Below are 17462 nucleotides of genomic sequence, written 5' to 3'. Positions count from 1 at the left end.
CGTAGTTTATTACAACAAGGCTTAAACGCCGTATTGTGCACGGTACGCTTTAACCGCTTCAAGGTGCTGTTCCATGCCATCTTGCTCGGCAAGGTAGGTCACGACATCACCCAGTGACACAATCGAGATCACATCACAGCCAAAGTCACGCTCGACCTCCTGAATCGCAGAAAGCTCGCCCTTGCCTTTTTCTTGGCGATCAATCGCCACCAATACGCCAGCAAGGTCTGCACCGTTCGCTTTGATGATTTCCATCGACTCGCGAATTGCAGTACCCGCAGTGATCACATCATCCACTAACATGATGCGGCCTTCTAACGCGCTACCCACTAAGTTACCACCTTCACCGTGGTTCTTCGCTTCTTTACGGTTAAAACAGTATGGCGTATCCACATCGTGGTGGTCAGCCAACGCTACCGCTGTCGTCGTTGCGATAGGGATCCCTTTGTATGCAGGGCCAAACAACACATCGTAATCAATACCAGCTTCAACTAAAGCTTCAGCGTAAAAACGGCCTAGACGTGCAAGATCACGCCCTGAGTTAAATAAACCCGCATTGAAAAAGTACGGGCTCTTACGGCCTGATTTCAGAGTGAACTCACCAAACTTCAACACACCTTTCTCTAGGGCAAATTCGATGAACTGACGCTGATATGCTTTCATTGTAACTCCTTAATATAGCTATGTTTGTGTTTTATTCGCTATAACCTATCAACAGCCCCTATTCAGTAACACTATCGACAAATTTTAGACAAAAAAAAGCGACTCAATAGAGTCGCTTAATCATTAATTTTCTAACGCTGCTTTCTGCATCGAAATGATATCGGTAATGCCGTCCTTCGCCAGCGCTAACATCGCCAACAATTCTTCATGGCTAAAGGCCTCGCCTTCCGCAGTGCCCTGAATCTCGATCATCTTACCTTCTTCGGTCATCACCACGTTCATGTCGGTTTCAGCCGCTGAATCTTCAACGTACTCCAAATCACAAACAGGCTCACCGTTATAGATCCCCACAGACACAGCAGCAACCATGCCTTTCAGCGGACTCTTCTTCAGCAGACCTTTTTCAATCATGTAATTGATCGCATCAACTAGCGCAACCATAGCACCAGTAATAGACGCAGTACGCGTACCGCCATCGGCTTGGATAACATCACAATCAACAGTGATCATTTGCTCACCTAGCGCTTCAAGGTCTACTGCAGCACGCAAACTACGGGCGATAAGACGTTGAATTTCCATGGTGCGGCCACCTTGTTTACCGCTCGCAGCTTCGCGACGGTTACGGGTGTGCGTGGCACGAGGTAACATGCCGTATTCAGCAGTAACCCAGCCCTGACCTTTACCTTTTAGCCAACGTGGTACATTTTCTTCCACGCTCGCGGTACAAATCACTTTGGTATCACCGAACTCTACTAAAACTGAGCCTTCAGCATGTGCTGTAAAGTTACGAGTAATAGTAATAGGACGAACTTGGTGGGTCTGTCTGCCGCTTGGACGCATCGGGATAACCTCTGACTGAGTAATTTTAACCTGCGATTATAGCCAGTTACGTCCGCCAGTGCTAACCCTTTGCTAAACGATTGCTCTTAGACGCCCACAATTGCAGCGCAAAGCCACAACAACGCGGTTCAATTCCTTTTATAATCAATGCTGAGTATAATCAGCTCATCAACGCTTTGAGCACCAGCTTCAAGCGAACCGCTTAACAAAAGGGCCATCAGCCAATGATTCATAGCATGACCGCCTACGCGCGCCGTGAAGTAAAAGGCGACTGGGGCAGCGCCGTTTGGGAAATCCGTTCGGTCAACCAGCGTTACTTAGAAACCTACTTACGTATGCCTGAACAGTTCCGTGGCCTAGAGCCGGTTCTGCGTGAACGCTTCCGTAAACGCCTAGCTCGAGGCAAAGTAGAGTGCAACCTACGCTTTGAAGCGAACGCATCTTCTAATCGCGAACTATCGATTAATGAAGACCTTGCTAAGCAAGTGATCAAAGCCGCTCAGTGGGTTAAAGAGACCTCAGGTGAAGGCAATATTGGTCCATTCCAAGTATTGAACTGGCCCGGAGTGATGGAAGCACCAGAGCAAGACCTGGATGCGATCAACAAAGACCTACTCGCAGGCTTTGAAGAAGCACTGACCGATTTCATTGCAGCACGTGCAAGCGAAGGCGAAAACATGAAGGCGCTGATTGTTCAGCGTTTGGATGCGATTACCGTTGAAGCAGGCAAAGTACGCGAACAAATGCCAGAAGTCATGGCATGGCAACGTGAACGTCTATTAAGCCGTTTTGAAGAAGCAAAAATCGAACTCGATGCAAGCCGTGTCGAACAAGAACTGATCCTGCTGGCGCAAAAGAGCGATGTAGCCGAAGAACTCGACCGCTTAGATTCACACGTGAAAGAAACACAGAAGATCATGAAAAAAGGTGGCGCATGTGGTCGCCGTTTAGATTTCATGATGCAAGAGTTCAACCGCGAGTCGAACACCCTAGCCTCTAAATCAATCAATACCGATATCACGGCATCAGCTGTTGAACTCAAAGTACTGATTGAGCAGATGCGTGAGCAAATTCAAAACATTGAATAAGCGCCGTTTGTACATATAACATGATTCCCAAAGCGCCTCAGGGCGCTTTTTTGTTGCCTCGCTATCATCAACTAAATAATCCTCTTCGCATTCACATCGTTTCTCATGGTTTGACTATAGTTAGAGCTAAGCAGTGATCGCCCTGCATGGTAAAAATAGTCATGGATGCATACCAAGGATTGTTATGGATAGCTCGCTCGAACGAAATGATCACCAATCACATCCTAACCATCATCGAATAGCCTCTCGGCATCTCCTGCATGTTTTCCCCACCTTTGCCATTGGTGGCCAACAAGTGCGCTTTGCCCAGATCGCGAATGCGTGTTCGCAAGCTTACCGTCACACTATCATTGCTTTAGACGGTAACTTCGATGCCAAAAGCAAACTGCTGGAAACCATCGACGCAAGCTTCATCGACCTAAGTCATCTCAAGCAGCAACACGTTCTGCAGCGCATGCAATCGATCCAACATTACCTCGCAGATCATCAACACGATACCTTGATGACCTACAACTGGGGTGCGATTGAATGGGCGCTGGTGCACCGCATCCGTTCACGTGCCACCACTACGGTTACGGCCCCGCAACATGTCCACTGGGAAGACGGCTTTGGCCCCGAAGAACAGCAAGAGCGCCTACCGCGCCGCAATATCTTTCGCCGCCTTGCGCTATCTGATGACACCAAAGTAGTGGTGCCCTCACATCAGCTTCAATATATCGCACAGCAAGAGTGGCATGTACCAAGCACCCAGCTTGTTTATTTTCCAAACGGTATCGCCTTGCCAACACTCCACCCAGAAACTCAAACGCTGCGCCAACACCCCACCTTTATAACCTTGGCAACGCTACGCGCAGAAAAGAATATTCCACGGTTAATCGACAGCTTTTTAGCCGCAGTGCCAGATGGCAAACTGATCATTGGTGGTGGTGGGCCTTTACTTGAAGAGCTACGCACGTATGTGGTTTCACTCAATCAAACCGACCGTATCGAGCTAACCGGTAATGTCACGGATATTTGGGGATTTCTCGCTCAAGGCGATGTCTTTTGTTTATCCTCAGATACCGAACAAATGCCAATTTCAGTATTGGAAGCGATGGCAATGGGACTGCCTATCGTCTCAACCGAGGTCGGCGATATAAAAACCATGCTGCCCCCTGAGAACCAAGCTTATATTGCAGCACCTGCAGACTACCCAGCAACAATGAAAAAGCTACTGGCTCATCAAGACTACTGGCCAACCATAGGGCGCGCTAACAAACTACGGGTATCGCAACACTACAGTTTTGATACCATGCTCCATAACTTTGCCGCCCTGCTTTAAGTGCTATCTGCTATTTTTATTACATTAGAATATAAATAGCCGCTTAAAATAACGTGAGCAGCTACGCCTTATTTAAATACTTGCTTCAACGCTGGCGTTTTAAGGTTAGAAGCGAATAAGTCTGTTTTTTCAGTAACCACCTAGGCTTCACATTGCTAGCTCGATAAAAAAGATTATTGGTTATTCCTTGACTATCTGATTTAAATTATCTGCAGTTCATGATAATCTGCGCGCCCTTCTAACACTGAGTGAAACAGCAATGAGCAAAGGTACGTTATACATTGTGTCGGCACCAAGCGGTGCGGGTAAATCAAGCTTGATTAACGCCCTATTGGAAACCAACCCAACTTATGACATGAAAGTATCGGTTTCTCACACCACGCGCGGCATGCGCCCAGGTGAAGAACATGGCGTTCATTACAACTTCGTAAGTGTTGAAGAATTTACTGAACTTGCTGACCAAGGTGCGTTCCTTGAGCATGCAGAAGTATTTGGCAACTACTACGGTACGTCACGCCCGTTGATTGAAGAGCAGCTAAACAAAGGGATCGATGTATTCCTTGATATCGACTGGCAAGGTGCGCGTCAAATTCGCAAACAAATGCCACAAGCGAAAAGCCTCTTTATTCTACCGCCATCAAAAGAAGAATTAGAACGTCGTCTTAATGCTCGCGGCCAAGACAGCGACGCTGTTATTGCTCGCCGTATGGAAGAAGCGCGTTCTGAAATTTCACATTACAGCGAATACGACTACGTGATCGTGAATGATGATTTTGATGTTGCTCTTATCGATTTCAAAGCGATTATCCGCGCTGAACGATTGAAGCAAGACAAACAAGCTGCTAAATATAACAGCATGCTGAATGGCCTACTGGCAGAACAGTAAGTATTTTTGTACAATTTTCTATCTTTTTTTATATAACCACTGGAGTCCTCCATGGCACGCGTAACCGTTCAAGACGCTGTTGATAAAATTGGCAACCGTTTCGATCTGATCCAAATTGCTTCACGCCGCGCTCGTCAAATGCAAACTGGCGGTAAGGATCCACTGGTTCCAGAAGAAAACGACAAGTACACAGTGATCGCGCTTCGTGAAATCGAAGAAGGCCTAATCACTAAGGACATCCTTGATGCTCGCGAGCGTCAGGAACTTCAAGAGCAAGAAGCAGCAGAGCTAGCAGCAGTTAGCGCTATTGCAGGCGACCACCGTTAATTCAGGGAACCGGGCGATTGTATCTTTTTGATAGCCTGAAAGAAGTCGCAACCGAATACCTGCCAGAGCCTCATATCGAGGCTCTTAGGCAGGCTTATCTCGTTGCGCGTGATGCCCACGAAGGGCAGACTCGCTCTAGTGGCGAACCTTATATCATCCACCCGATTGCTGTGGCCCGCATCCTTGCGGAAATGCGCCTCGATTACGAGACGCTAATGGCTGCACTTCTCCATGATGTAATCGAAGACACCGAAGTGACCAAGGAAGACTTGGAAACCCGCTTTAGTGCCACGGTTGCAGAACTGGTTGATGGCGTATCGAAGCTGGATAAACTCAAGTTCCGCGACCGCAAAGAAGCGCAAGCAGAGAACTTCCGCAAAATGATCATGGCCATGGCCCATGACATTCGCGTAATCTTGATCAAATTGGCTGACCGCACGCACAACATGCGCACCCTAGGTGCCCTGCGTCCGGATAAACGCCGTCGTATTGCTCGCGAAACGCTCGAAATATTCTCCCCACTGGCACACCGTCTGGGTATTCATAACATCAAAACCGAACTCGAAGAGTTAGGCTTTGAAGCGTTATATCCAAACCGTTATAAAGTGCTCAAAGAAGTGGTGGCAGCGGCGCGTGGTAATCGCAAAGAAATGATTAATAAGATTCACGCAGAAATCGAGGGCCGCCTCGAAGATGCGGGAATTAAAGCAACGGTTGTCGGCCGTGAAAAGAACTTATACTCCATCTATAACAAGATGAAGAGTAAAGAGCAGCGTTTCCATTCCATTATGGATATCTACGCGTTCCGCGTTCTGGTCACCGATCTCGACACCTGCTACCGCGTATTGGGCCAAGTACACAACTTGTACAAACCGCGTCCAAGTCGCATGAAAGACTACATCGCCATCCCGAAAGCCAATGGCTACCAATCACTGCATACCTCTCTAGTGGGCCCGCATGGTGTACCTGTCGAAGTACAGATTCGTACCGACGACATGGACCAAATGGCCGACAAAGGTGTTGCTGCGCATTGGACTTATAAAGATGGCGAAAGCTCGGGTACAACCGCCCAAGTGAAAGCACAACGTTGGATGCAGAGCTTACTTGAGCTGCAACAAAGCGCCGGTAGTTCATTCGAATTTATTGAAAACGTAAAATCTGATCTCTTCCCTGATGAGATTTACGTCTTTACACCAAAAGGCCGTATTGTTGAATTGCCGGTTGGGGCAACCGCCGTCGACTTTGCTTACGCCGTCCATACCGATGTGGGTAATGCTTGTGTCGGTGCTCGTGTCGATCGCCAGCCTTACCCGCTCAGCAAACCGCTGAAAAACGGTCAGACTATCGATATCATCAGTGCGCCAGGCGCACGTCCAAACGCAGCATGGCTAAACTATGTGGTGACATCACGTGCACGCGCACGTATTCGTCAGGTACTGAAAACCATGCGCCGTGATGAATCCATCACCCTTGGTCGTCGCTTACTCAACCATGCACTTGGTGAGTTGAGTATCGACCAAATCAACCCAGATAACCTTCAGCAAGTGCTGACCGATCTGCGGTTAGAATCTATGGACGACTTACTGACAGATATCGGCTTAGGTGAACTCATGAGTGTGGTGATTGCTCGCCGCTTATTAGGTAACCCTGAAGAGCTGAATAATCACGACGAAGGCGCACGCCGCTTACCGATCCAAGGTGCCGATGGTATCTTGCTCACGTTTGCCAACTGTTGTCACCCAATCCATGGTGACCCTATTATGGCGCACGTCAGCCCAGGTAAAGGCTTAGTTATTCACCGTGAAGAATGTGCCAATATCCGTGGTTACCAAAAAGAACCCGATAAGTACATGGCGGTAGAGTGGAGCGAAGACTTTGAACAAGAATTCGTAACCAACCTTAAGGTGGACATGCAAAACCACCAAGGTGCGCTAGCTGATTTAACCAATACGATTGCTGCAACAGGCTCAAATATTCAAGGATTAGCCACCGAAGAAAAAGATGGCCGTTTATACACCATCACGGTTCGCTTAACGACCAAAGGCCGTATCCACCTTGCCAATATTATGCGCCGAATTCGTGTAATGCCGAATGTTGTCCGTGTTGCTCGTCAGAAAAACTGACACAGCAACACCAACAATCACTTATTCTAAACGCCCTCTTTTGGGCGTTTTTATTTATGGATATTAATAAACGACTATGACTCCTGATCGTTACCAACGTATTCAATCTGTACTGGCCACTCGCCAAACCGACCTCACTGTGTGTATGGAAGAAGTGCACAAACCTAACAATGTGTCTGCAATTGTGCGTACTGCCGATGCAGTCGGCATCCACAAAGTGCATGCCGTATGGCCTGACGATAAAATGCGCATGCTAAGCCATACCTCAGCAGGGGCGCGTAACTGGGTCGAACTTGAAACCCATGACACCATGGTCGAAGCCGTACAACACCTAAAGAGCCAAGGAATGCAAGTACTGGCAACCAACCTGTCAGATACCGCAATTGATTTTCGTGACGTGGATTACACCAAGCCCACCGCAATTATCTTAGGTGGTGAAAAAAATGGGATCACCCAAGAAGCCTTAGCGCTTGCCGATCAGGACATCATCATTCCTATGGTCGGTATGGTACAGTCGTTAAATGTCTCGGTGGCCAGTGCTCTTATTTTGTATGAAGCACAGCGCCAACGCCAGAATGCAGGCATGTACGACCAAGCAACCACTCAGCTACCTGAGGAAGTGGTACACCGTATTTTGTTTGAACGCGGCCACCCCGTACTTGCCAAAGTGGCACGTCGTAAAGGCTTGCCTTATCCACCATTGGATGACGAAGGCCAAATCATGGCTGACGATGCGTGGTGGGCAACTATGCAGGCCATTGAGCCAAAGAAAAACAAACAGAAATAGCCAATAAGGACATGCGATGAGCGGACAGCTACTGGATACCATCGCCCTCACCGAGCTTGCTGGTGTAGGCGCAAAAATGGCAGAAAAGTTAACGAAAATTGGATTAAATACCGTCCAAGACCTGCTATTTCATTTGCCGCTCCGCTATGAAGATCGCACCCGTATTTGGCCAATCGCAGGCGTGATGCCCGGCCAGCACCTGACGATTCAAGGTGAGGTGCTCAACACCAGCATTACCTTTGGCAAGCGTAAGATGCTCAGCGTTAAAATCAGTGATGGTAATGGCGCAGCCACCCTACGCTTCTTTAATTTCAACGCTGCGATGAAAAACAGCTTGGCTGAAGGTAAGCAAGTCAAAGCCTATGGCGAGATCAAACGCGGCAAGTTTGGGGTTGAGATCATACACCCCGACTACAAGGTGTTTTCTGAAACCACTGAACTCAGCGTCGAAGAAACCTTAACCCCAGTTTATCCCACCACAGACGGCTTACGTCAGCTAACGTTACGTAGCCTAACGGATCAAGCCCTTAAGCTCTTGGATAAAGCCGCCGTCAGTGAGTTGTTGCCCGAAGGGTTGTACGATCGCCAAATGACGCTGGCCCAAGCCTTACGCATCATGCACCGTCCAACCCCAGATGTTTCTTTAGAGCAACTCGAAGAGGGGAAACATCCCGCCCAGCATCGCCTGATACTAGAAGAACTACTGGCCCAAAATTTATCCATGCTGGCCGTACGCAGTAACAGTCAACGTCATGATGCATGGCCGCTTAGTGCCAAAGATACCCTAAAACAACAGTTCCTTGCTGGCTTGCCATTTCATCCAACAGGCGCTCAACAGCGTGTCGTTACCGACATCGAGCAAGACCTCACCCAACCACACCCTATGATGCGCTTGGTGCAAGGGGATGTGGGCTCAGGTAAAACCTTAGTCGCCGCGCTGGCGGCACTGCGTGCGATTGAACACGGCTACCAGGTAGCACTCATGGCCCCAACTGAGTTATTGGCTGAACAGCACGCGCAAAACTTTGCCAGCTGGCTCAACCCGCTGGGTATTCAAGTCGGCTGGATGGCAGGCAAGCTCAAAGGCAAAGCCCGTGAAGCCGAACTGGCGCGCATCGAAAGTGGTGAAGCCAAAATGGTGGTGGGTACCCATGCCTTATTCCAAGACCAAGTGGTGTTTAACAACCTGACCTTGGTGATCATTGATGAGCAACACCGTTTCGGTGTCCATCAACGCTTAGAACTGCGTGAGAAAGGCGCCAATAACGGACGTTATCCGCACCAACTGATCATGACTGCCACTCCGATCCCACGGACGTTAGCGATGACAGCTTATGCTGATTTGGAAACCTCTGTAATAGATGAATTACCACCAGGACGGACACCGATCAAAACAGTTGCCCTGTCTGACGCGCGCCGACCTGAAATCATTGAACGGATCCGCTCAGCCTGCCAAACCGAAGGCCGTCAAGCCTATTGGGTTTGTACCTTAATTGATGAATCTGAAGTATTGGAAGCCCAAGCCGCTTCTGACACCGCTGATGAGCTTACCGCGCTATTACCCGAGCTGAAAATTGGCTTGGTGCATGGTCGAATGAAAGCCACTGAAAAGCAGGCCGTTATGACGCAATTCAAAGACGGCGAGCTTGATTTATTGGTCGCGACCACGGTAATTGAAGTGGGCGTTGATGTACCCAACGCCAGTTTGATGGTGATTGAAAACCCAGAGCGCCTAGGTTTAGCCCAGCTCCACCAGTTGCGTGGCCGTGTCGGTCGAGGTCAGGTTGCTAGTCATTGTGTGCTGCTGTATCACGCACCACTTTCACAAACCGCCCAAAAGCGCTTAGGGGTACTGCGCGAAAGCAGTGATGGCTTTGTGATTGCCCAGCGCGACTTAGAAATTCGAGGGCCGGGTGAGTTATTAGGGACGAAGCAAACCGGCATCGCTGATTTTAAAGTGGCAGATCTGATCCGTGATCAACACCTTATCCCACAGGTACAAAAGCTAGCCCGATACATTCACGATAAATATCCGACCAATGCCGAAGCCATCATAACCCGCTGGCTCGGACAACGTGAAAATTACTCCAACGCCTAGTCCCCCTCTTATTTCGGCGCTTTATTTCACTCTAGTGTGGATAAAGTGCCGGCTTTTATTGATTCGATAAGCCAGCATCAGGCTAAGACAATAAAATAACAGCACTTACCAAGTTTCTAGCGCTTATCTTTCAGCATTACATAACAAGCGTGATCTCTACAGCCCACTAAAAATACTTACTCGCCTATTTTCTTTCCCTTTTTACCCCTTAGCACGCTATTTACCCCTGAAGTAAATTATCTCATCACAAAAGCGCGCAAACGATTGCTATTTTCTGCAAGGTAATTACAATAGCGCACAAAATTCGTCCACCTCCATCTCTCCCGTGTTGATTGAAGCTGATTAACAGCAATCACAGATATATTCGGTCAATACATACTGCGGCCCATTCAGCGCATGCAGTCAGGGAACCAGAGATAAACCAAGGAAAACAAACGGCATGACCCGTCAACACAGCGATATTGAAGCGCCGCGTAAGTCTGATCTCATCTATCGATTAGACGATCGTCCGCCGCTACCACAAACTCTGTTTGCAGCCCTACAACATCTTCTTGCAATGTTTGTAGCTGTCGTCACCCCCTCGCTGATCATCTGTCAGGCTTTGGGATTACCTGCCAGTGATACCAACACCATCGTCAGTATGTCGCTGTTCGCCTCGGGGATTGCGTCGTTTATCCAAATCAAAACCTTTGGCCCTATCGGTTCTGGATTATTGTCTATTCAAGGCACCAGTTTTAACTTCCTTGGCCCTATCATAGGGGCTGGGTTAGCCTTAAAAGCAGGCGGTGCTGACGTACCAACTATGATGGCAGCTATCTTCGGCACCATCTTGTTTGCTTCATTGACAGAAGTCTTCATCTCTCGCATTTTGCAGCACGCCCAGCGGGTAATTACTCCGCTAGTATCAGGCATTGTCGTCACCCTGATCGGCCTCACCCTGATCCAAATCGGTCTCACATCGATGGGTGGGGGTTACGCAGCACTAGAAAGTGGCACCTTCGGTAGCTTAGATAACCTCATGTTGGCGGGTACAGTATTAGCCCTTATCGTGCTACTCAATCGTGTTAAGAACCCGTACCTACGCGTATCATCCATTGTCATTGCAATGGCTGTTGGCACCCTTTTGGCCGCTTTCTTGGGCATGATTGACACCTCACGCAGTGCTGACACCGACTTCATCGCGATCCCCCTCCCGATGCAATACGGTCTAGGCTTTGATTGGGGCTTATTGATTCCACTGGTGATCGTGTTTGCCATTACCTCGCTTGAAGCCATTGGTGACATTACCGCGACCTCAGAAACATCAGAACAACCTGTCGCGGGCCCTGTCTACATGAAACGCATCAAAGGGGGTGTGTTGGCTGATGGCCTAAACTCAGGTGTGGCTGCAATACTTAACAGCTTCCCAAATTCTACCTTTAGTCAGAACAACGGCATCATCATGCTAACGGGTGTGGCGAGTCGTTATATCGGCTTCTTTGTCGCGGGTATGCTAGTGCTATTAGGCTTGTTCCCAGGCGTTGCTAATTTAGTACAGCTGATCCCTGAGCCAGTATTAGGCGGCGCAACTATTGTGATGTTTGGTACGATTGCAGCATCAGGTGTGCGTATCATCTCGCGCTGTAACCTTGACCGTCGCGCAATCCTTATCATGGCACTGTCATTCTCGATGGGCTTAGGCATTGCACAAAAACCTGAGATCCTGCAGTTCATGCCAGACCTAGTGAAAAGCATCCTGTCTTCGGGCATGGCAGCAGGTGGCTTAACCGCGATCATTCTTAACTTGGTGTTACCTGAAGAACCGAAAGAAGCATCAGAAATCAAAGCGGAAGCGGTGACGGCGAAGTAAGCAAACCTTATCGCCTCCCAAAAACCTATAACGAAAAAAAGATCAATAAAAAAGGGTTAGCCACTGGCTAACCCTTTTTGATCTCACTGTCTGCACCTAGATTCGCTAGGCTTTCTTACCACTGCGAGAGGTATGAAGTGCCAAATTAATTTGGACTCGTAAGCCGCCTTCACTGCGGTTGCGCACACAAATTTCGCCATCGTGCTGGTCGATAATACGTTTCACAATCGCCAAGCCCAGCCCTGTTCCTTCGGTTTCGCGACCACGCGCCGTGTCACCACGCGTAAGCGGTTGGAACATCCGTGAGACTTGATCAGGCTCTATCCCCGGGCCATCATCTTCAACACAATACCAAGCGGATTTACGATCGGCTGTCGCACCACTGGAGATCTTGACCCAGCCATTACCATAGCGCAGCGCATTACCGACTAAGTTAGCGACCGCCCGCTTCATCGCCACGTTATTAGCCAGAATCACCCCTGGGACATCGCCAAGATCAAGGTCAATCTGATGTTGCCCTTCGCTATCTGCGACCTCTTCTAATAATGCATTCAGATCAATTTTCTCTTCTTCCTGCTTCTTGGTCGATTTAAGGTAATCCATAAACTGGCTGATGATCTCGTTACACTCTTCGGTATCTTTGATCATACTATCAGCAAGATAACTGTCTTCTGGTGACATCATTTCTGTCGCCAGTCGAATACGGGTTAACGGTGTCCGTAAATCATGGCTCACCCCCGCCAGTAACAAAGCGCGATCTTCTTCAAGCTGCTGAATACCTTCCGACATTTGATTAAAGGCTTTGGTAACCGCTCGAATTTCAGACGCACCGTTTTCTTGCAATGGTGGAGGTGTTTCACCCCGTGCCACCGACAATGCCGCTTGCTCTAACGCTACCAAGGGCCGGTTCTGAATCCGAATAAACAGCCAACCACCCGCAATCACCATAAAGGCAATGATCAGGCTATAACGAAACAGCGGCGAGAAATCATCCTCTTGCAGTTCCGACAAGGGCACTCGCATCAAGAAACCGGGCATTGCATCGCACTTCAACCACAATACATAACTGTCTGCGCCCAATACCAACCGCACTTCGGTATTGGTATCGAGTTCTCGAGTCATTTCCTCACTGAGGTATTCCACTTCCGACGCCTGACGATATTCATCCGCTTCAGCACTGGTTTCAAGATGAAGAGTAACCCCAAGCTGTTCAAGCAGCTGACGACGTAATGGCGTGTCTAAGTGAAAGGTATGGCCATCGGCTAATTGCACATCTTCTTTTAGCATCAAGCGCACTTCGTAAGCCAAAATACGATTGAACTGCTTCAAGCTAGGCAATAATGCATAGTTAAAAACGGCAAGATACGAAAAGATTTGGCTAGCTATCAATAAGCCAGCCAATAGGATCAAAGTACGGGTAAACGTACTGCGCGGAGAAAAGCGCATAGATTATGCCTCGTTACCATCCGGTACGAATACATAGCCCAAACCCCACACCGTTTGAATGTAACGCGGGCGGCTTGGATCTTCTTCCACCATACGGCGAAGACGTGAAATTTGAACGTCGATTGAGCGTTCCATCGCGGAATATTCACGGCCACGCGCCATGTTCATCAGCTTATCGCGCGACATCGGCTCACGAGCGTTAGTCACTAGCGCTTTCAGAACCGCAAACTCACCCGAAGTCAGTGGCATGGATTCTTCACCTCGGAACATCTCACGTGTGCCCAAGTTCAAGCGGAAGTCACCAAATTCGATCACCTTGCTATCCACGCTTGGTGCACCCGGCGCTTCAATCGTTTGACGACGGAGAACCGCACGAATACGTGCTAGCAGTTCACGCGGGTTAAACGGTTTAGGCAAGTAATCATCAGCACCCACTTCTAAACCAACAATACGATCAACTTCATCGCCTTTTGCTGTCAGCATCAAAATAGGTAACATGTTATTGGCGTTACGTAAGCGACGACAAATCGACAAGCCATCTTCTCCTGGCAGCATTAAATCTAATACCATCAGGTGAAAGGTTTCGCGCGATAACAGACGATCCATCTGCTCACCATTGGCGACACTGCGAACCTGAAAGCCTTGCTCTGATAGATAGCGCTCTAGTAACGCACGCAGACGCATATCATCATCAACAACCAGAATTTTATAATTTTCCTGCATATCTTCTACCTTACTGCACCGAAACGATTATCGAGCTATGAGGGTTTATATTACTCGACTCACCCTGCCCTAAGCTTAAATTCGCCGCTAAAATGTGAGCTAAATTGTTACTGGGTATGTCTAGCACAATAACGTATCACTCCCCAAACAACACGTAATAGTTTCATATATTCTAACGCCTTAAAGTCCCTTCGACTGTGTTGCAAACATTGACCTGAGCCCAAATGCGTAACACTATTTATCTCTAAGCGTCACGCAATGACGGTTCAAACGATCACTTTGCATCCACCAAAGTACGCATCACGATTAGGAACTAGCATGAAAACCAACCTCATCACCCGCGAGGGCTATGACAAACTAAAAAGCGAACTTGAGTTTTTATGGTACGACGAACGCCCCGAAATCACTAAAAAAGTGACCTGGGCTGCCAGCCTTGGCGACCGTAGTGAGAACGCCGATTAATAATTAGAATCACTTTGAGTATACCATTGTCAATTAAATCAAAAATAATCAATTAATTACATATAGTATCTATCACATTAAAGTATACTATCGGCTCGATTATCATGACTAAAGTGATCACAAAAAGATGAATGAAGGACAATTGACTCTTTTGAAAGACTGGTTCAGAAGGGCTCGGGAAAGCCAAGAAATTCACTATGAAAGTGAAAAGTTTTTTAAACGAATCCATTACTCACTAGGGATTCCAGCAACGATTCTGTCTGCAGTCGTTGGTACTACCATCTATGCAGTTATGGAATCAGAAGCCGGTGGATCAATGAAGCTAGTGCTTGGATGCATTAGTATGTTATCAGCAGCATTGATAGCACTTAACACCTTTCTTGGTTGCTCACTAAAGGCAGAGAAACACCGTGCTACTGGTGCTTCATATGCTTCAATAAGGCGCAAGCTAGAGCGAATGAAGACATCTCAAGAGTCATATAAAGATAAGTTTGATGAAGAGATGGGGTTAGTCCAAACTGAGTTTGATTCTCTTGCGAGCAATTCGCCAGTGCCACCTGGATTTGTTTCAAAAAAAACAATTAAGCGCTTAAAAAGCACTGAGCACAAAAGAATTTTTCATATTCCAGCAAAAGAACAAAACTAAGTGGTAGGCCATTTGGGAGACATTCCAAGATCGCTGTATACTCCTTCGAGTATACCAAGCTCAAATGGCCAACTACGATGAAACCTTCGAGATTGTTTTCTAGATAGAAAATAAACCAAAAGTATATAGCTTTGCTTAAATTCCATATACTTACCAAGATTTATTCTTTCCTCAATCTTTTGAGGTATATAGCTACACTCTTGCAAAAACTCAGAGAACTCTTCAGTCGAATACTTAGCTAAAAGATCTTTTAAAATGTCAATAATATAATCATTATTGGCATCATCGAAAACTATATCTAAACCAGAAAGCCATTTTTCACACTCTTCCTTCAAGACTGCTTTCCAATCATTAATGTGCCTGCTAGCTTTATCTAAAGTACTCTTTGCTTCACATAGTAAGCCATCGGTGGTTTCCATAAGAGCCATCCCTTTTGCGAATGATCTTACAACCTCTGGCTCAGCTTTCACGCTCCCCTTGTATATTGTGTCATGAGCAAGCTCTGCGTATGCATGTTGAAGCAATGTTCTTACCTGAACTTCACAGGTGGTTCCCTCATTAATAAGAACACCATTATGTTCAAGTTTTTGGTTACAAGTGACAATATAGTGTACAGATTGATAATCAAATAGCCGAGGATCCGCCTCTTTCCAATCATCAAACTCTCTTGATTTTTCTGAAATCCAGTGCGGTGACTCTTCTATTAAATTGGATATACAACTAAGTTGAGATGTAAGTAAGACTACGAACCTAACGCCAGCTTTATCAGTAATCTCCTTATATGCATCTCTATCTTGATAGTATTCACGATGCCTTACAAAAACCTTTGATATCAATGAGTCAGGTGTCTTAACCCTTTTAGTGGGTGGAATTTTCACCCACTCTGAGTACTCTTTATCTGAATGACATGAAGAGCGAATAGCAAGGTCAATTTCATTACATACAAAATCAGCCCATGCTTCATACATAGGCATTTCTTGCACATAAAGTTCCCTAAACTCTTGCTGATCCATTACTCTTGATTCTCTAAATGACCTTTAACTTTAATAGTAGTTGATTCATCACTAACAGATAACACTTCAACTAACTCACTGAAGGACTCTGCAGGAGCTATGATTTTGACATTGCTAGAAAAGTTAACTTTCCTTTGCCTTAACTGCCCTTTAATTAGCTTTAGGTCTTTAACAATTACAGTGGTAGGGAAGTTCTTTCCTTCCATATAATCCAAATAATCATCTTTCAACTCATCAGAATCTGACATGTATTTGTCAGCAAAATCACTTAGCTGTATGGTATTGCTCTGGTCCATTTTTAGATAAGTATACAACGCTTGCTGTAAATCCAATTTATCTTCAGCTGGAATATCTACTGAGTTTATAAAATCTTTTGTAAGATTATGGAAGTCTCTTGTTTTTTGTTGAGAATTTTCAGGAATCTTTAAACCAAGAAAGTTACTGTAAAAGTATTGTGCCGCTTTACTATCATCTTGAGCTTTGATGTTACTATCAAAAATGAAAGCCGAAAAATCAGATGCCTCTCTTGCATTTGATTTAACTGATTTATCGTCAACTTCAATAAATGCGCCAACTTTATATAACTTCGACTGTGGTGTCAGAATCAGGTTATCGATGTACTCTAGGATAATCTGCTCTGTAGTAACGGTTTCTTCCTTAAAGCCTGATTGAGGCTCAGCTTTAATTATAAAAACACAGCGCCGATTTGAGGCTCCGACTGTTCCGGAGATGATTACAAGAGATCCGCCTGGCCAGGACTTACTTGTATGAGCTTGGGTATGAAGATCTGCTATCTCTGCAGATTTTTCAATAAAATCCTTCTCACCCGCACCTACCAATACTGAAGAGAAATGAAAGCAACTTGTTGCCCCCGTTTGGACAATCTCCATCTCTAAGCTTTTTGATTCGTGTCCTAGAACCTTACTAATACGCTCAATCAATTTACCCTTAGCCTCAGCACCAAGAGTAATTAGCTTTTTACTGATAAATGGAGGAACAATACCATCGTCACTTGGAGGGTAGACATTATGAGTAATTATGTGATTGAAAGATATATTATCAAAAATGAAAGCCATTCCATCGTCCTAACATACGAATTATTGAGCGCAAAGCTACCATAATCCCCCATAAAAAAATATGACGTAGCTTGTCAATTCCTATTGTTTATTAACGCTTTAAAGTTAAAGCAC

General features: G+C 46.6%; 15 protein-coding genes and 1 pseudogene. 10 read left to right on the top strand and 6 right to left on the bottom strand.

Annotation, left to right across the window (positions count from 1 at the left end; translation table 11 throughout):
• Positions 1-21 precede the first annotated feature (21 nt).
• Together pyrE and rph are read right to left on the bottom strand one after the other, a co-directional pair.
• Complete coding sequence (gene pyrE, locus OCU77_RS00750) at positions 22-663, bottom strand: orotate phosphoribosyltransferase (protein ID WP_048898821.1); 642 nt, start codon at positions 661-663, stop codon at positions 22-24.
• Positions 664-786: 123 nt separating this feature from the next.
• On the bottom strand, positions 787-1503 hold the full coding sequence (gene rph, locus OCU77_RS00745; RefSeq protein ID WP_094958064.1) for a ribonuclease PH: 717 nt from the start codon (positions 1501-1503) through the stop codon (positions 787-789).
• 224 nt (positions 1504-1727) lie between these two features.
• Here rph and OCU77_RS00740 point away from each other — a divergent pair, with 224 nt between their 5' ends.
• The 8 genes from OCU77_RS00740 to OCU77_RS00705 all read left to right on the top strand — a co-directional run bounded on the left by OCU77_RS00740 (position 1728) and on the right by OCU77_RS00705 (position 11982).
• Positions 1728-2591: a YicC/YloC family endoribonuclease gene (locus tag OCU77_RS00740; RefSeq protein ID WP_048898820.1), complete on the top strand. Its 864-nt coding sequence runs from the start codon at positions 1728-1730 to the stop codon at positions 2589-2591.
• 184 nt (positions 2592-2775) lie between these two features.
• A complete protein-coding gene (locus tag OCU77_RS00735; RefSeq protein WP_048898819.1) occupies positions 2776-3912 on the top strand; it encodes a glycosyltransferase family 4 protein in 1137 nt (378 codons plus the stop codon).
• 259 nt (positions 3913-4171) lie between these two features.
• Complete coding sequence (gene gmk / locus OCU77_RS00730; RefSeq protein WP_048898818.1) at positions 4172-4798, top strand: guanylate kinase; 627 nt, start codon at positions 4172-4174, stop codon at positions 4796-4798.
• Between the two features lie 51 nt (positions 4799-4849).
• A complete protein-coding gene (rpoZ, locus tag OCU77_RS00725) occupies positions 4850-5125 on the top strand; it encodes a DNA-directed RNA polymerase subunit omega (RefSeq protein ID WP_036821454.1) in 276 nt (91 codons plus the stop codon).
• Between the two features lie 17 nt (positions 5126-5142).
• Positions 5143-7248: a bifunctional GTP diphosphokinase/guanosine-3',5'-bis pyrophosphate 3'-pyrophosphohydrolase gene (spoT, locus tag OCU77_RS00720; RefSeq protein ID WP_048898817.1), complete on the top strand. Its 2106-nt coding sequence runs from the start codon at positions 5143-5145 to the stop codon at positions 7246-7248.
• Positions 7249-7324: 76 nt separating this feature from the next.
• A complete protein-coding gene (gene trmH / locus OCU77_RS00715; RefSeq protein ID WP_048898816.1) occupies positions 7325-8035 on the top strand; it encodes a tRNA (guanosine(18)-2'-O)-methyltransferase TrmH in 711 nt (236 codons plus the stop codon).
• A 16-nt stretch (positions 8036-8051) separates the two neighbouring features.
• Positions 8052-10133, top strand: coding sequence for an ATP-dependent DNA helicase RecG (recG, locus tag OCU77_RS00710; protein WP_048898815.1), 2082 nt, complete (start codon positions 8052-8054; stop codon positions 10131-10133).
• Between the two features lie 439 nt (positions 10134-10572).
• Positions 10573-11982, top strand: coding sequence for a uracil-xanthine permease family protein (locus OCU77_RS00705; RefSeq protein ID WP_107302821.1), 1410 nt, complete (start codon positions 10573-10575; stop codon positions 11980-11982).
• A 105-nt stretch (positions 11983-12087) separates the two neighbouring features.
• Here the strand turns inward: OCU77_RS00705 and envZ are convergent, their stop codons facing one another.
• Together envZ and ompR are read right to left on the bottom strand one after the other, a co-directional pair.
• Positions 12088-13428, bottom strand: coding sequence for a two-component system sensor histidine kinase EnvZ (gene envZ / locus OCU77_RS00700; protein ID WP_048898814.1), 1341 nt, complete (start codon positions 13426-13428; stop codon positions 12088-12090).
• A gap of 3 nt (positions 13429-13431) precedes the next feature.
• Entirely contained in the window at positions 13432-14151 is a 720-nt protein-coding gene (gene ompR, locus OCU77_RS00695) for an osmolarity response regulator transcription factor OmpR (RefSeq protein WP_048898813.1), read from the bottom strand.
• 318 nt (positions 14152-14469) lie between these two features.
• Between ompR and OCU77_RS00690 the strand changes: the two are divergent.
• A pseudogene (locus tag OCU77_RS00690) lies at positions 14470-14610 on the top strand (transcription elongation factor GreB); the annotation flags it as partial.
• Between the two features lie 130 nt (positions 14611-14740).
• Positions 14741-15259, top strand: a complete 519-nt coding sequence (locus OCU77_RS00685) for an SLATT domain-containing protein (protein ID WP_048898812.1) — start codon at positions 14741-14743, stop codon at positions 15257-15259.
• Here the strand turns inward: OCU77_RS00685 and OCU77_RS00680 are convergent.
• Positions 15256-16272: a GTP pyrophosphokinase gene (locus OCU77_RS00680; RefSeq protein WP_048898811.1), complete on the bottom strand. Its 1017-nt coding sequence runs from the start codon at positions 16270-16272 to the stop codon at positions 15256-15258. The genes OCU77_RS00685 and OCU77_RS00680 overlap by 4 nt on opposite strands.
• Positions 16272-17348, bottom strand: a complete 1077-nt coding sequence (locus tag OCU77_RS00675; RefSeq protein ID WP_048898810.1) for a nucleoid-associated protein — start codon at positions 17346-17348, stop codon at positions 16272-16274. Before OCU77_RS00675 ends, OCU77_RS00680 begins: the two co-directional genes overlap by 1 nt.
• Positions 17349-17462 lie beyond the last annotated feature (114 nt).

The sequence above is a fragment of the Photobacterium swingsii genome (genome assembly GCF_024346715.1).
In the GTDB taxonomy this organism is placed as follows: Bacteria; Pseudomonadota; Gammaproteobacteria; order Enterobacterales; family Vibrionaceae; genus Photobacterium; species Photobacterium swingsii.
Note: the sequence above shows the minus strand (reverse complement) of the source record. Positions and strands in the feature narration are given on the sequence as shown.

What these genes read in the sequence shown, in the direction of transcription:
- pyrE (WP_048898821.1), bottom strand. Translation starts at nt 663, where the DNA reads ATGAAAGCATATCAGCGTCAGTTCATCGAATTTGCCCTAGAGAAAGGT.
- rph (WP_094958064.1), bottom strand. Translation starts at nt 1,503, where the DNA reads ATGCGTCCAAGCGGCAGACAGACCCACCAAGTTCGTCCTATTACTATT.
- OCU77_RS00740 (WP_048898820.1), top strand. Translation starts at nt 1,728, where the DNA reads ATGATTCATAGCATGACCGCCTACGCGCGCCGTGAAGTAAAAGGCGAC.
- OCU77_RS00735 (WP_048898819.1), top strand. Translation starts at nt 2,776, where the DNA reads ATGGATAGCTCGCTCGAACGAAATGATCACCAATCACATCCTAACCAT.
- gmk (WP_048898818.1), top strand. Translation starts at nt 4,172, where the DNA reads ATGAGCAAAGGTACGTTATACATTGTGTCGGCACCAAGCGGTGCGGGT.
- rpoZ (WP_036821454.1), top strand. Translation starts at nt 4,850, where the DNA reads ATGGCACGCGTAACCGTTCAAGACGCTGTTGATAAAATTGGCAACCGT.
- trmH (WP_048898816.1), top strand. Translation starts at nt 7,325, where the DNA reads ATGACTCCTGATCGTTACCAACGTATTCAATCTGTACTGGCCACTCGC.
- recG (WP_048898815.1), top strand. Translation starts at nt 8,052, where the DNA reads ATGAGCGGACAGCTACTGGATACCATCGCCCTCACCGAGCTTGCTGGT.
- OCU77_RS00705 (WP_107302821.1), top strand. Translation starts at nt 10,573, where the DNA reads ATGACCCGTCAACACAGCGATATTGAAGCGCCGCGTAAGTCTGATCTC.
- envZ (WP_048898814.1), bottom strand. Translation starts at nt 13,428, where the DNA reads ATGCGCTTTTCTCCGCGCAGTACGTTTACCCGTACTTTGATCCTATTG.
- ompR (WP_048898813.1), bottom strand. Translation starts at nt 14,151, where the DNA reads ATGCAGGAAAATTATAAAATTCTGGTTGTTGATGATGATATGCGTCTG.
- OCU77_RS00685 (WP_048898812.1), top strand. Translation starts at nt 14,741, where the DNA reads ATGAATGAAGGACAATTGACTCTTTTGAAAGACTGGTTCAGAAGGGCT.
- OCU77_RS00680 (WP_048898811.1), bottom strand. Translation starts at nt 16,272, where the DNA reads ATGGATCAGCAAGAGTTTAGGGAACTTTATGTGCAAGAAATGCCTATG.
- OCU77_RS00675 (WP_048898810.1), bottom strand. Translation starts at nt 17,348, where the DNA reads ATGGCTTTCATTTTTGATAATATATCTTTCAATCACATAATTACTCAT.